Origin of the sequence: Pseudoalteromonas sp. UCD-33C, from assembly GCF_001306895.1 — a bacterium.
Classification (GTDB): domain Bacteria; phylum Pseudomonadota; class Gammaproteobacteria; order Enterobacterales; family Alteromonadaceae; genus Pseudoalteromonas.
Window position 1 is genome coordinate 395,382 of the sequence record NZ_LJTB01000002.1, and the last position, 13,929, is coordinate 409,310.

Consider the following 13,929-nt stretch of genomic DNA (forward strand, 5'->3'; position numbering starts at 1 on the left):
ATGATTTTTACTTCACAATGCGCGGTTTTATCTTCCTTTATCAGCGACAGTTTAATTAAATGGTCATAAAACAAGCTAAAAATAGCAAATAATTAACTGCTCCGAGTTGTTTAGCGTACAAGTGTACGCTAAAGTACAGGGCAATTTCTAAGCGATGAATGAGAGTTATGGAACCTAAAAACAGCTATACAAAAGAAGAATTGGTCCTTTGCGGTCAAGGTGAAATGTTCGGTGAAGGCAACTGTCGTTTACCAAGTGACAACATGCTAATGATGGACCGCATTATCTCTATCACTGCTGATGGTGGTGAGCACGGTAAAGGCCAGATCGTTGCAGAACTAGATATCAACCCTGATCTTTGGTTCTTCGACTGTCACTTTAAAGGTGACCCAGTAATGCCTGGTTGTCTTGGTCTTGATGCTATGTGGCAATTAGTTGGTTTCTTCCTAGGTTGGTCTGGTGGTCCAGGTCTTGGTCGTGCACTTGGTGTAGGTGAAGTTAAATTCACAGGTCAAATCTTGCCAACAGCTAAAAAAGTAACTTACCGTTTAGACATGAAGCGTGTTATTAAACGTAAATTATTCATGGGTATGGCTGATGGTACTGTAGAAGTAGATGGCCGAGTAATCTATGAAGCAAAAGATCTTAAAGTAGGTCTTTTCCAAGATACATCTGCGTTTTAATCTTTAATTTAAGATACAAAATAGCAGATACAAAAAAGCCCCTAAATGGGGCTTTTTTGCGTAAATAAGGTGCCTATATTAAGTTTTAAACATGTTTCGGTTTTCAATGGCTTCTCGCCAGCCACCTAACCACTCAGATTTAGGGTCGATTTGTTGATAAGGGCATTGTTCTTTGGAACGGCCTGCCAAGCCTGCTTTATAACCTTGAGAATGAGCTCTTTCTAAACGATCTCTTTTCTGTCTCTTCATAGGTAATATCCTCACCTTTTTATATTTATAGATATGTAGCGAAATTGACATCTACATTTAATGAATAGTTAATAAAACTGTTAAATTCAAATAGCAAAAAGCAATTAAATAAATTGACAATAACTAACGTGCTGATGCTCAAATGAATTAACATTTTAAATGACTAAGTGGTCGTACCTCTTCAACTAAAACCATCTATTAATACACTTAAATTCAGCTAAAAACGATACAGCTCTTCTAGCTTCATTATTTGTGACCAAGCCATTTTCTGCAAAGTTCCCAATTAAATTGTAATCATAACAAATTTATGATGATTACAATTTAGTCAATTTAATGCTTGCATATTAAAAACCGATCGGTCTAATATAGTCGGTATGGAAACAAATAACTCTGTGCCAAGCCGTCGTGGCAGGCCACCAAAAATAGCGCGTTCAAATGCAGATACCCGTGCCCTTTTGATTAATACGGGGCTAGCTGTATTAACCGAAAAAGGCTTTAGCGCAACCGGCATTGATTTAATATTAAAATCAGCTCAGGTACCTAAGGGCTCTTTTTATCATTACTTCAAAAGTAAGAATGATTTTGGCTTAGCACTCATTGATGCTTACGACAGCTATTTTCAGGCAAAGTTAAAACGCCACCTAAACAACGATTCAACAACCCCTCTTGAGAGGATTGTGCTATTTGCCAATGACGCCAAACAAGGCATGGCAAAGTTTGAGTTTAAACGCGGCTGCTTAATAGGTAATTTAAACCAAGAAATCAGTCACCTTGATGAGCCTATGATTGACCGCATAAAACAGGCTTACTCCAACTGGCAAGCTTTAATCGAGCAATGCTTAGTTGATGCTAAGAAGCAAAAGCAAATTCCTCAATCATCAGATTGCAAAATGCTTGCTGAGTTCTTCTGGATTGGCTGGGAAGGCGCAGTGATGCGCTCTAAACTTGATAAATCAAGTGAACCGCTTACCCTTTATACAGCACAATTTTTACGCTTAATTTTATAAAGCCGTTTAAATACGGTTTTATTTTAACCATTAAAAGACGATCGGTCTAAAAGGAGTCAACATGACAACATCAGTAAAATCGGTAGTTATCAACAAAGATGATCAAGGCTACCGTGCCGAATACACAGACTTTCCTGTAGAAAGCATCCACCAGCAAGATGTAAATATTGATGTTGACTACAGTACATTGAATTACAAAGATGCCCTAGCCATTACAGGTAAAGGCCCAGTAGTAAGAACATTTCCTATGATCCCCGGGATAGACCTTTCAGGTACAGTAACAGACTCTAAAAGCGATGAATTTAAAGTAGGTGATAAAGTTCTGTTAAATGGCTTTGGTGTTGGGGAAAAATACCTAGGTGGTTTGAGTTCAAAAGCGTCTATGAGTGCTGATTGGATCATCCCCCTCCCTGCTAATTTAACACCAAAACAGGCTATGCAAATTGGTACTGCAGGTTATACGGCAATGCTGAGTATCATCGCTTTAGAAAAACAAGGTATCACACCCCAAAGTGGCGAAATTCTTGTTACCGGTGCTAATGGCGGCGTGGGTAGTTTTGCTATCTATTTATTAAATAAACTAGGTTTTGATGTAGTTGCGACAACAGGACGAATGAACGAAGCAGATCACCTTGAAAAATTAGGCGCAAAACGCGTTTTATCACGCGAAGAATTCTCAGCACCTGGGAAACCACTCGCTAAAGAGCAATTCGCTGGCGCAATTGATTCTGTGGGTAGCCACACCCTTGCAAATGTGTGTGCATCGATTAAATACGGTGGTGTTGTAACAGCGTGTGGTTTAGCACAAGGTATGGACTTTCCGGCAACAGTAGCTCCGTTTATCCTTCGCGGTATTAGCCTAATGGGTATTGATAGTGTAATGCGCCCTAAAGCTGACCGAATTGAAGCATGGCAACGTTTAAGTGAGTTAGTTGAGGCTCAGTACCTCGATGCTATTTCGCAAGAAATTCCACTTTCTGAAGCCGTTGCAAATGCAGAAGCCCTATTAAAAGGTGAAATTCGCGGCCGTGTAGTAGTTAATTGCAAAGAATAAGCTCGAATATAAACATTCTTAGCAAGTTAGCTATAAAACTAGGGTAAAGGCAATTATACTTACCCTAGTTTTGTAATACCGGAAAGTCTAATGAGTAATAAAGAAATTTTCAGCAATAACCCACTGCAAGGTGTTGGTATCGAGCAAGTAGTGACAGAGCTTGTCGAACAATATGGCTGGGAATTACTCCACGCCTATATGCGTTTGAACTGCTTTAAGAATAACCCTGATATAAAATCTGCGGTTAAGTTTTTACGTAAAACCCAATGGGCTCAAGAAAAAGTCGAAAACTTTTATTTGTATCGTCTTAAAAATTTACCACGCCCAGACGATGTAAACTATGAATTGCCGCCGCGCGATCGTGTGATCCCTGCTGATCAAAAACCAGGTGAACCATGTGAGTTAAGTTTTACTGACGCTAAACGTATTCACGCTAAAAAAGAAGCCAAGCAAAAAGCCCGCACCCGTAAACAACGTTCAAGTGCGAGTAATCCTTGGGGTAATTAAGCTTTAGCTCTGAGCTATAAGCTTTTAGCTGTTAGTTGAAATAAGCCGCCTTTAAGGGCGGTTTTTTATTTGAGTTAGCGAGTTAAGATTTGAAGGGCTATCTAAAGACGTCAATATTATTTGTTATTAATTTAAGGGTAACTTGAATATGTTAGACTGAGTTAATCATCATTAATGTCAGTAAAAAAGGATGTGTATGTCTAACTACAACGAATCACCTGAACAAATCGCAAATGCAACGCAAGATTTCGTGATGCAACAAACAATGTTGCGCATTAAAGATCCAAAGCCTTCTTTAGATTTCTATCAAAATGTTTTAGGCATGAAGTTACTGGGTAAATATGACTTCCCTAAAATGGAGTTTACGCTGTACTTTTTAGGTTATGAGCAAGAAATACCAAAAGGCACAGATAAAGAAAAAGCACAGTGGGTGTTTCGTCGCCCTGCTCTTATCGAGCTTACACACAATTGGGGCACAGAAAACGACGACAGTTTTGCTGGTTACCATAGTGGTAATGATGAACCAAAAGGCTTTGGTCATATCGGTATTAGTGTGCCAGACGTATATGCAGCATGCGAGCGTTTTGCAAGATACGATGTTGAGTTTGTAAAAAAACCAGACGATGGCTCTATGAAAGGTCTAGCCTTTATAAAAGACCCAGATGGTTATTGGATAGAGATACTTTCTGCTGAAGGGATCACTGAGATAATTGAAGAGCATAAGTAAAAGCCAATTACCCACAAACCTGCTATTTAGCAGGTTTTTTAATTTATAAATTAGAAATCATAGAATCTAATTTTTAAAAATTAGAAAAGCCATTACTTTCATCATCACTTGATACTGTAACTGAAAGCTCTTCATCTATGCTTTCAAAAACTAAAAAGTTTATTGGTTTACAACAAACCTGGCAATCTTCAATATACTGCTGATTTAAGTCTGCAGGATCCAGTAAGATATCTATTTGCTCACCACAATACGGACAAGTAATCTTTTTCTCTGTTAATTGATTCATCAGCCATATCCTTACTATTGTGATCACTTTTAGTGACTTTGCTTAAATACATTCAACATGTAGTTATTAGTTTCATCAAAAAGCTCATAGCACTTAGGAAGATATCCCCAAATTCTTAATGTTGTTTTACCTTTATCGTAAGATAAGCCTATCTTATCTAAAAGCTCAGTTAAGCTCTCTGAGTGATCATGCTCTTTTATAGAGTGATGCCTTCTGACGTCTACTATCTCTTCAATAAAGTATAAATCTAGCCACTGAACACCAATAAAAGGAAATGGTAAATGATAGCACCACTCACAATCCCATTCTGATATATGCCCAGTTACCCATTTCGAACGAAAAGGTGGTTTCCAATTTTTCCATTCTCGCACTTCACAGATGAGCTCATTCCACTTTGTATTGTTTGCAGCTCCTACAAGATTCCGCATTTTAATACATCTTAATGCATCAATTTTGTCTTTCTCACTAGCTGAAGCATCAGCCATAGGCAGAAGGCTTATATGTCTAACACTCTTTTGGGATCTCGCGGATAAAACTCATCGGGCTGTTTAGTACATAAATCAAATTCACGGGTATTTTTGTAAGGTAGCTTCATAAAGCCTGCCACACCTACATCTGTGATATTAACTGCGTATTGCATAAGCTTACTTAATAAGCGTTTAAATTCAGGCTCTTTACTGGCATCAAGCAAACGATAGTAATGATGTATTTTCATCCTATCAGGTAAAGCTTCAAAAATGATACAGCCTGTATGGTGTATTTGGTTTAGCTCAAATACGCACTTTATAACCTTTTTCGGGAGCTGTAATTGCTCATCAGGGTCTTTACCATCTTCAAAGTAAGAGTGTGGCCTGGTTACGTCTGAGGCTTGTACATCCATTACTTCGTAATCAAGCTCAGGTAAATTCTCAAATTTAAACGCACCTGTGCCATCACGCTCGAGCTGAATGGTTTTACGCGCATCAAACAAGCAACATTTAAAGAGACCTTTTTGTTCAATCCCCTGTGCTAACATCACCGTGTTGTTAATCGCATCGGTAAACGCAGTGCCAAGCGTTTCATCATGCAGAATAAGGGAAGACTCGACAAACAGTGAGTTTTCTTTCCAATGAAAACTCAAGCCCCCTACTACTGGGTATTTTGCTAATCGGCTTATTGAGGCCAAAAATGCTTTTTCGGTGTCGCCGGTATCAAATAAAAACTCTTTGTAGTATCTGTCGAGCTGGGCATCGTTTACATCTAGTAATTGTTGATTATGGTCCGCTTGTCTTAAAAATTGCTTACGAGAGCTATATACCACCGTGTCTGGGTGTTCATCAAACTCACTAAACCAATAAGGAATATACGGGCGAATGACTTTACGGGGCAGCTCAGGTAGGTAAGCTTTAGCCATTGTAGGCATGTTTCGCATAAAATAATCACCTGCGCCATCTCTGGTTGCCTTATCTTTTGAAAGCATACCGTCAATAACCCGGGCAAGCTCCATAGGTAAATTCAGGCTTGTAGCCGGAATAACCGCAGCACCAAATCTACAAGATTGTGCAGAGGCCAATGCATAAAGGGTTGAGGCAACACCTTGTTCATCAAAACGTGGCGATGACTGCCCGCCTGACATTTGCTCATCACCAATAAAGTACACATCACCCATACGTGCATTAGTGGTACTAATATCAGCAGACATAAGATCCATAAAATTGCTGGCAACCGGATTCCCCTCTGCATCTATTTGTGCATAAACAGAGCTGCCCCAGTCTACCAAAGACAACTTGTTAGTTTGTTCATCATAAACGATGTTAGAGGGTTTAATATCGCCATGCACAATTGGCTGTGGGCTTAAGCCATTTTTGTGTTCACGTAAATCTAAAAGCACATTACGTAGCCTAAGTGCCAGTGCCATAACTTTTGCTGCACTAAAACGCCCCTGTTTAATGGAGATTTTTTCTAAGTCTTCACCTAGAGCGCGCTCCATCATTAAAATGCCTTGCTTTTTAATGCGTTCAAAGGCATAAAATTTTGGCACCAGCGGATTATTAACTTGCGAGAGCATGTACGCTTCGTCTTCTAGACGATCACGTACACTTTGTGCAAGGGTTATACGTGAAAACTTAAATACCCAAGGTAAGTCTTCATCATCAACACCGGCAAAAACAAATCCAAACGCACCAGAGCCAATTAACTCAACGTCACTGTAACCAAGCAAAGTAAGCTGTTTAATACAAATATTAAGCCATTGGCGGTGCTTTTTAGCATCATGGTGAGACAGTAAATAAACAGACTGTTCTTCATTGATATAAAAATTGCGGATTTGTTTGGGATTCACTACATCTCTCAAAGTTAAGCGGCTTTTAACCGCTTAATTATTGAATGCTAGGCAGTTAATTACAAGGCTTTTGCTCTTCGATGATCCAGCCATGATTTTTAAAAACTATTTCGGAAAAAATTAAAATGGCACCAGCAAGTAAAATTAGCTCGTTCAGTGATATTGCTTCTGCCATGAATACCCATCCCAAAACAAAAAAAGCTAAGAGATCGAGATACCTGAAATACCAAGCGACTTTTCGTGTTTTACCGTATGTGAGTCTGTAGCGCTGAACTAATTCACCTTCACACTCTAATGATATAACGGCTGAGAACTTAAAAAAGGGTTTAACCCTTACACACAACTGACAGGCTTTACCATCAATACTAAACTCATGAACAGATTTAGTTTTAAAGTTACGTGATTCTGCTATTAATTCACCGTCTACTTTCAGTACTTCTTTTCCTGAATAAGCCGAACCCCAGTATTCAATTAAATGTTCACCTAGTTTGAAGTTAGCTTTGATTCCCTTGCTCATTGATACTGTAATGCCATCAGTGTTCATAACAAATCTCCTTATCATTATGAATTTAAAATACTTTAAAAATAAAAAAACGGCAAGCTAGGCTTACCGTTTTGGTACTTTCAATGGGTAAAGGGTTACCTTTTGAAATTAAAGGCGAATACCGCCATCAATTTCAACAACACGACCTGTAAAGAAGTCATTCTCTACAATGTATTGTGCTGTTTGGGCAATTTCTTCTGCTTCACCAAAACGACCCACTGGCGTTACCGCCATCATGCGTTGTTTTGCTTCTGGTTTCATTGCATCTGTCATTGCTGTGCGAATAACACCTGGTGCGATTGCACCAACACGGATACCAAAGCGACCTAATTCTTTCGCCCAACCCGTTGTCATCGCAACAACACCGGCTTTAGACGCAGCATAGTTTGTTTGGCCAATGTTACCAGCACGGGCAACACTCGACATATTAACAATAACGCCACCTTTGCTAGACTCAATCATGTGGCTCGCAGCTTCACGACCTGCTAAGAATACACCGGTCAGGTTCACATCAATAACAGATTGAAATTGAGCTAACGACATTTTATCTACCACTTTGCCTTCTTTTGCTTTGATAAACATACCATCGCGTAAGATACCTGCGTTATTAATTAACACGCCGATATGGCTAAAGTCTTTGTTGATAGTGTTGAACGTTGCTACCACGGCGTCTTCGTCGGTCACATTAGCAGCATACGCCATAACTTTTGTACCATATTTAGCAAGCGCTGATACTGCAGTATCAAGAACGTCTTGTTGCATATCGATAAGGGCGATGTTCGCGCCAAGGGATGCAAATTTCTCGGCCATCGCAAAGCCTAAACCTTGCGCACCACCGGTAATTACGATGTTGTTGTTTTTAATTTCCACAACAATCTCCTACTTCGAGAATAATTTAAAAATAGCGCTAAAATCATCACTACCCGCACCTTGATGCTGAAGCATAGTGTATAGATTCTTCGCCATTGACCCCATTGGGGTAGATGAATTACTTTGCTGAGCCGCTTCCATAGCAAGACCTAAGTCTTTTGCCATCAAATCAACCATAAAGCCAGGTTTATAATCATTACTTGCTGGTGCTGTTTCCATTACACCAGGGCATGGGTTGTAAAGCTCAAGCGTCCAGTTACGGCCAGAGCTTGCAGTCATGATGTCACTTAACACTTTTGGATCAAGCCCGTTGTTAATTCCCATTTGTAGTGCTTCGCTAGTACCAGCCATTAAAATGCTTAGCAGCATGTTGTTACATATTTTTGCGACTTGGCCTGCACCAATATCACCAGCATGAAAGATGTTTTTACCCATATCTGCTAAAGCCAGTTTGGCTTTTTCAAAGTGGCTTTGCTCACCACCGACGATAAAGGTTAAAGTACCCGCTGTTGCACCTGCAACACCACCTGATACAGGTGCATCAACAAAATCAATGCCTTTTTGAGCAAGTTCGCTACCCACTTGACGCGCTGATTCTGCATCAATGGTTGAGCAGTCAATCACTAAAGTTTTGCTATCAAGTAAGTTGATAAGGCCTGTTTCGCCTAAATAAAGAGACTTAACGTGTTTGCTTGCTGGTAGCATACTGATAAAAATATCAGCGCCAATGGCACACTCAGCTGCATCGGTAGCAGCAATTGCACCTTTATCGGCAAGCTCACTGACCGCTGCTTTATTTAAGTCAAATACACGAACTGTATGACCTGCATTGACAAGGTTTGCCGCCATTGGGCCACCCATGTTGCCTAAACCAATAAATCCTATTGTTAATTTAGCCATTTGTTTACCCCTTGGACTTAAGATGACGTTAATGAGTTTAGTGGGTGAGATTGCTCATCCCAGCGTGCTGTAAAGAAGCTATCTACAACTGCTTCGTCGATATCGCTAAGCGATTTAAACTGCCAGTTAGGTGCACCGTCTTTGTCGATTAATAGCGCACGAACCCCTTCTTGAAACTCGCCTACTTCGCCACAGCGTACTGACATACCTAGCTCCATTTTAAAGCAATCTGCTAACGTCATCTCTTTTGAATTAACTAATTGACGTTCAACCAGCGCACAACTAAGCGGACAACCATGTGCTAATGATTTTTGCGCACGATTAAGCCATTTGTCTTCAGTTTGTAAAGCTTGAATGTAGTCAATTTTGCCCTGCAGTGAGTCAAATTCAGCCAGCTTTTGAATAACCTCTAAGTTTTCTTTTACATTACCTTTAGGAACACGGCCTGAAATATTATCAATCGAGATTAGAATGTTAGTCAGCTTTTCGTGATTTAATGAGGCTGTTTTGCCCCATTTTTCAGCGGTGATAGCCGTTAAAATAGCGTCATATTTATCTGCTGTTGCATAGTGATCAGCAAGATTAACAAACAAGGCATCTTCAGCATTGATAGACGCCGCAGTTAACCCTAAGAATAGACCCACTTGCTCAGGCATTTTATGTAAGAAGTAACTGCCGCCAACATCTGGGTATAAACCAATGGTTAGCTCAGGCATTGCAATACGCGATGTTTCTGTTACCACTCGGTGACTTGCCCCAGCCATTAAGCCAAGGCCGCCACCCATAACAATGCCATTACCCCAAAGTAATATTGGCTTTTCATAACAGTGAATTAGGTAGTCTAATTTGTACTCAAGGGTAAAAAAGTCTTCAATGTAGTTAGCAGGCTCACCTGTGCTCATTGCTTTATGCAGGCTTACTACATCGCCACCGGCACAAAATGCTTTTTCGCCAGCCCCTTTTAGCACGACCATGGCAACGGCGTCATCGTCAGCCCATTTTCTAAGCTGAGGCTCAAGCAGTTGGATCATGTCGTAATTTAAGGCATTTAACGATTTCGGCGCATTGAGTGTCGCAATTGCAATGAGGCCACTCTCGGCCTCTGCAGTTTCAAACACCACAGGCGCATCTTGATGATTTAGTAGTGTTACGTAAGTCATTAGCCATTTACCCAATTTGCTTTACGCTTTTCTAAGAACGCATTCACGCCTTCTTTTTGGTCTTGCGTATCAAACAACTGAACAAATAGCTCACGCTCTAATGGCAACGCATGAGCCATAGGTTGTGTGCGACCTTTTTGAATAAGTTCTTTACATGCAGTCACAGCAACCGGGCTTTGCTCGCCAACTTGGTTAGCAAGTTTCATTGCTGCAGCTAAACTTTCGGCAGCACCAACCACTTCTTCAACAAGGCCAATTTCGCGTGCTTTTTCAGCTTTTAGGCGCTCGCCACATAAGATCATGCGTTTTGCCCAACCTTCACCAACAAGCCATGCAAGGTTTTGCGTACCACCAGCACAAGGCAACAAGCCAACTTTCGCTTCAGGAAGTGCCATTTGAGCTTGCTCTTCAGCAATACGAATATCACACGCAAGAGCCACTTCTAGACCACCGCCCATGGCATAACCATTAATAGCCGCGATTGATACACCACGGAAATTGGTTAATGCTTCAAATGCATCACCAAACACTTTTGACATAGTGGCAGCAACGCCTTTGTCACCGCTGGCAAACACGTTTAAATCGGCACCTGCACTAAAGAACTTTTCACCTTGACCTGTAATCACTAATGCATAGACATTTTTGTTAGCATTTAGCTCAGTTACAGTGTCTTTAAGCGCGGTTAATGTATCTTGTGTCCAGGTATTCGCTGGCGGGTTATTCATGGTTAAAACCGCTACGTTACCTTCAATATTTAAATCAATCGATGGATTAGACATAGGTTGCTCCTTATAGAATGTCGCCAGCTGACTCAGCTAAGATACGACGTGCGATAATCACACGCATGATTTCGTTTGTGCCTTCAAGAATTTGATGCACACGTACGTCTCTGAAATGACGCTCTAATGGGTATTCTTTGATGTAACCATAACCACCATGAATTTGTAGTGCGTCGTCACATACTTTAAAACCAACATCTGTAGCAAAACGTTTTGCCATCGCGCAGTAAGTGGTTTTTTCGCTGTCACCGGTATCTAGTTTAAATGCGGCTAAGCGCACCATTTGACGAGCTGCAACAAGCTCGGTGTTCATGTCGGCAATTTTAAATTGCAGTGCTTGGAAAGCAGCTAATGGCTTACCAAATTGCTCACGTTCTTTTAAGTATTCGCGCGCAGTATTAAGAGCTGCTTGTGCTGTACCTAATGAACAGGTAGCAATATTAATTCGGCCACCATCTAGGCCTTGCATTGCAAACTTAAAGCCTTCGCCTTCTTGGCCTAGTAAGTTAGCCGCAGGAATTCTGACACCTTCAAAGCTAATTAAACGTGTTGGCTGTGCATTCCAGCCCATTTTTTCTTCAGCTTTACCATATTCAATACCTGCTGCGTCAGCAGGCACAACAAATGCCGAAATACCGGCTGCGCCTTCACCACCAGTGCGCGCCATAACTACAAGTAAATCAGTTTCACCAGCACCCGAGATAAACATTTTAGAGCCTGAGATCACATACTCATCGCCCTCTTTTACCGCTTTAGTTTTTAGTGATGCTGCATCAGAGCCAGAGCCAGGCTCTGTTAAGCAGTAAGAAGCAAGTAACTCACCCATGACTAATTGCTCACAGTACTGAGCTTTAACATCTTCAGTACCAAAGCTTGCAATCATCCAGGTTGCCATATTATGAATTGTCAACATTGCAGTCGTTGCTGTACAACCCATTGCAAGCTGTTCAAAGATAATGCTTGAATCTAAGCGAGATAAACCTAAGCCACCCGCTTCTTCTGGGGTATATAAACCACAAAAGCCAAGCTCACCGGCTGCTTTAATGGTGTCTTTAGGGAAAATGTGTTCTTGGTCCCACTTAGCAGCATGTGGAGCAAGTTCAGACTCTGCAAACTGACGGGCTGTTTCAGCAAACGCTTGCTGATCTTCGGTTAAATTAAAGTCCATAGTAGACCTCTATTTTGTTGTCTTATTCTTGTGTGAATAACGATTGTTGTCGTTCAAATGTGTGTTCTTTGAGCGAGCATGTGCTCGCTCAGCAGTAAATTAATTACGGCTTATTTAAGGTTGATACTCATGTTCGGACCTGAGGCGATATCATCCTCGAACCAACGTGAAGTAATTGTTTTCGTTTCTGTGTAAAAACGAATACCTTGCTTACCATAGGTGTGTTGGTCACCGTAGAATGAGCCTTTCCAACCTGTGAATGAGAAAAACGGTAGTGGCACAGGAATTGGCACATTGATACCAACTTGACCTACTTCGATTTCATGTTGGAATTTACGTGCAGCAGCGCCGCTTGATGTGAATAACGAAGTACCGTTACCGTAAGGCGAGTTATTGATAAGCTCAATCGCCTCTTCAAGGGTATCTACAAACATACAAGCCAGTACAGGACCAAAGATCTCTTCTTTGTATAAATCCATCTCGGTTGTTACATCAGTAAATAGCGTTGGACCAACCCAGTTACCTTGCTCGTAACCTTCAACAGTAAAGTCAGAGCCATCAATTAAGCACGTTGCACCTTGTTCTTTACCACTTGCGATAAGTGATAAAATACGATCTTTAGCTGCTTTTGATGTTTGTGGGCCGTAAGCCGCGTTAGCATCATCCCATACACCAGGGCGTACGTTTTCAAAGCCTGCTTTAATTTCATCAACCCAGTCCTTTGCTTGACCAACGAATACAGCAACCGAAATACCCATACAGCGCTGACCCGCAGCACCTACAGACGCACCTACAAGGTTGTTTACAACATGCGATTTACTTGCATCAGGCATAATAACCATGTGGTTTTTTGCACCTACACAAGCTTGCACGCGTTTAAGGTTTGCTGTGCCTTTTGAATAGATGTATTCACCTACACCACACGAACCAACAAATGAAATAGCACGGACTGCTGGATCTTCTAATAAACGGTCAACTTGTGGTTTTGTACCATGAACAACTTGTAACACACCTTTTGGCGCACCTGCTTCAACAAATAGTTCAGCTAAACGCATCGGTGTTAGTGGATCTTGCTCTGATGGTTTCAGAATAAAGGTATTACCACACACAATAGCCAGTGGGAACATCCATAATGGGATCATCGCAGGGAAGTTAAATGGTGTAATACCCGCACATACACCCAGTGGCTGCATGTAAGAATAAGTATCGATTTTACGCGCTACGTTTTCCATTGTTTCGCCCATCATGAGTGATGGTGCATTGGCTGCTTGCTCAACAACTTCAATACCACGCCAAACATCACCTTTGGCGTCTTCAAATGTTTTACCCAGCTCATGACAAATAATCGTCGCAAGCTCATCATGGTTTTCTTTTAGTAGTGCTGCGTATTTCATCATAATGCGCGCACGCTCAGAAATTGGCACTTCTTTCCATGTTTTAAATGTTTCTTTTGCAGAGGCAATGGCTGCATCCATTTCAGCATCCGTTGCACACGGAACTTGAGCTAACACTTCTTGGTTTGCAGGATTGATAACATCAATCAACTGCGTTGAACTTGATTGGGTAAATTCGCCGTTGATAAATAAAGGTACTTGGTGCATGAGGCACTCCTCCCCAGTGGGTATAAAGAGGCCGCAACATGATAGTTTTTAAAATACGTTGCGGCTGTGAGAGA

Annotated in this window: 16 protein-coding genes; 5 read left to right on the plus strand and 11 right to left on the minus strand. The window is 41.0% G+C overall.

Features of this window, described 5'->3' with window-relative positions; translation table 11 throughout:
- Nucleotides 1–167: 167 nt before the first annotated feature.
- Nucleotides 168–683, plus strand: coding sequence for a bifunctional 3-hydroxydecanoyl-ACP dehydratase/trans-2-decenoyl-ACP isomerase (gene fabA, locus AOG26_RS05080; RefSeq protein WP_054553819.1), 516 nt, complete (start codon nucleotides 168–170; stop codon nucleotides 681–683).
- A gap of 78 nt (nucleotides 684–761) precedes the next feature.
- On the opposite strand, the gene rmf is transcribed toward fabA, so the two are convergent.
- Nucleotides 762–932 (minus strand): ribosome modulation factor, encoded by a 171-nt coding sequence (rmf, locus tag AOG26_RS05085; RefSeq protein WP_036968408.1) that lies wholly within the window; start codon nucleotides 930–932, stop codon nucleotides 762–764.
- A gap of 374 nt (nucleotides 933–1,306) precedes the next feature.
- Between rmf and acuR the strand changes: the two genes are divergently transcribed.
- The 4 genes from acuR (at nucleotide 1,307) to gloA (ending at nucleotide 4,227) form a co-directional block, all read left to right on the plus strand.
- Nucleotides 1,307–1,939, plus strand: coding sequence for an acrylate utilization transcriptional regulator AcuR (gene acuR / locus AOG26_RS05090; protein WP_054561505.1), 633 nt, complete (start codon nucleotides 1,307–1,309; stop codon nucleotides 1,937–1,939).
- Nucleotides 1,940–2,000: 61 nt separating this feature from the next.
- Nucleotides 2,001–2,993 carry an acrylyl-CoA reductase (NADPH) gene (gene acuI, locus AOG26_RS05095; protein WP_054561506.1) on the plus strand — a complete coding sequence of 331 codons (993 nt, stop codon included), beginning with the start codon at nucleotides 2,001–2,003 and terminating at the stop codon, nucleotides 2,991–2,993.
- Nucleotides 2,994–3,083: 90 nt separating this feature from the next.
- Nucleotides 3,084–3,500, plus strand: coding sequence for a VF530 family DNA-binding protein (locus AOG26_RS05100; RefSeq protein ID WP_054561507.1), 417 nt, complete (start codon nucleotides 3,084–3,086; stop codon nucleotides 3,498–3,500).
- 196 nt (nucleotides 3,501–3,696) lie between these two features.
- Nucleotides 3,697–4,227: a lactoylglutathione lyase gene (gene gloA / locus AOG26_RS05105; protein WP_054561508.1), complete on the plus strand. Its 531-nt coding sequence runs from the start codon at nucleotides 3,697–3,699 to the stop codon at nucleotides 4,225–4,227.
- A 73-nt stretch (nucleotides 4,228–4,300) separates the two neighbouring features.
- Here gloA and AOG26_RS05110 read toward each other — a convergent pair whose 3' ends face one another.
- The 10 genes from AOG26_RS05110 to AOG26_RS05155 form a co-directional block, all read right to left on the minus strand.
- Nucleotides 4,301–4,513, minus strand: coding sequence for a CPXCG motif-containing cysteine-rich protein (locus AOG26_RS05110; RefSeq protein ID WP_054561509.1), 213 nt, complete (start codon nucleotides 4,511–4,513; stop codon nucleotides 4,301–4,303).
- A 29-nt stretch (nucleotides 4,514–4,542) separates the two neighbouring features.
- Nucleotides 4,543–4,998 carry a DUF6678 family protein gene (locus tag AOG26_RS05115; RefSeq protein ID WP_054561510.1) on the minus strand — a complete coding sequence of 152 codons (456 nt, stop codon included), beginning with the start codon at nucleotides 4,996–4,998 and terminating at the stop codon, nucleotides 4,543–4,545.
- Nucleotides 4,999–5,009: 11 nt separating this feature from the next.
- Nucleotides 5,010–6,833 carry a protein kinase domain-containing protein gene (locus tag AOG26_RS05120; RefSeq protein ID WP_054561511.1) on the minus strand — a complete coding sequence of 608 codons (1,824 nt, stop codon included), beginning with the start codon at nucleotides 6,831–6,833 and terminating at the stop codon, nucleotides 5,010–5,012.
- A 55-nt stretch (nucleotides 6,834–6,888) separates the two neighbouring features.
- Nucleotides 6,889–7,377, minus strand: a complete 489-nt coding sequence (locus AOG26_RS05125; protein ID WP_054561512.1) for a hypothetical protein — start codon at nucleotides 7,375–7,377, stop codon at nucleotides 6,889–6,891.
- Nucleotides 7,378–7,485: 108 nt separating this feature from the next.
- Nucleotides 7,486–8,247, minus strand: coding sequence for an SDR family oxidoreductase (locus AOG26_RS05130; protein ID WP_054561513.1), 762 nt, complete (start codon nucleotides 8,245–8,247; stop codon nucleotides 7,486–7,488).
- A 9-nt stretch (nucleotides 8,248–8,256) separates the two neighbouring features.
- Nucleotides 8,257–9,147: a 3-hydroxyisobutyrate dehydrogenase gene (mmsB, locus tag AOG26_RS05135; protein WP_054561514.1), complete on the minus strand. Its 891-nt coding sequence runs from the start codon at nucleotides 9,145–9,147 to the stop codon at nucleotides 8,257–8,259.
- A gap of 17 nt (nucleotides 9,148–9,164) precedes the next feature.
- The gene (locus AOG26_RS05140; RefSeq protein ID WP_054561515.1) at nucleotides 9,165–10,307 is read right to left on the minus strand and encodes an enoyl-CoA hydratase/isomerase family protein; all 1,143 of its coding nucleotides are present in this window, start codon (nucleotides 10,305–10,307) and stop codon (nucleotides 9,165–9,167) included.
- Nucleotides 10,307–11,086 (minus strand): enoyl-CoA hydratase, encoded by a 780-nt coding sequence (locus AOG26_RS05145; protein WP_054561516.1) that lies wholly within the window; start codon nucleotides 11,084–11,086, stop codon nucleotides 10,307–10,309. Before AOG26_RS05145 ends, AOG26_RS05140 begins: the two co-directional genes overlap by 1 nt.
- 10 nt (nucleotides 11,087–11,096) lie before the next feature.
- Nucleotides 11,097–12,254 (minus strand): acyl-CoA dehydrogenase family protein, encoded by a 1,158-nt coding sequence (locus tag AOG26_RS05150; protein WP_054561517.1) that lies wholly within the window; start codon nucleotides 12,252–12,254, stop codon nucleotides 11,097–11,099.
- A 110-nt stretch (nucleotides 12,255–12,364) separates the two neighbouring features.
- Nucleotides 12,365–13,855 carry a CoA-acylating methylmalonate-semialdehyde dehydrogenase gene (locus AOG26_RS05155; RefSeq protein WP_054553805.1) on the minus strand — a complete coding sequence of 497 codons (1,491 nt, stop codon included), beginning with the start codon at nucleotides 13,853–13,855 and terminating at the stop codon, nucleotides 12,365–12,367.
- Nucleotides 13,856–13,929 lie beyond the last annotated feature (74 nt).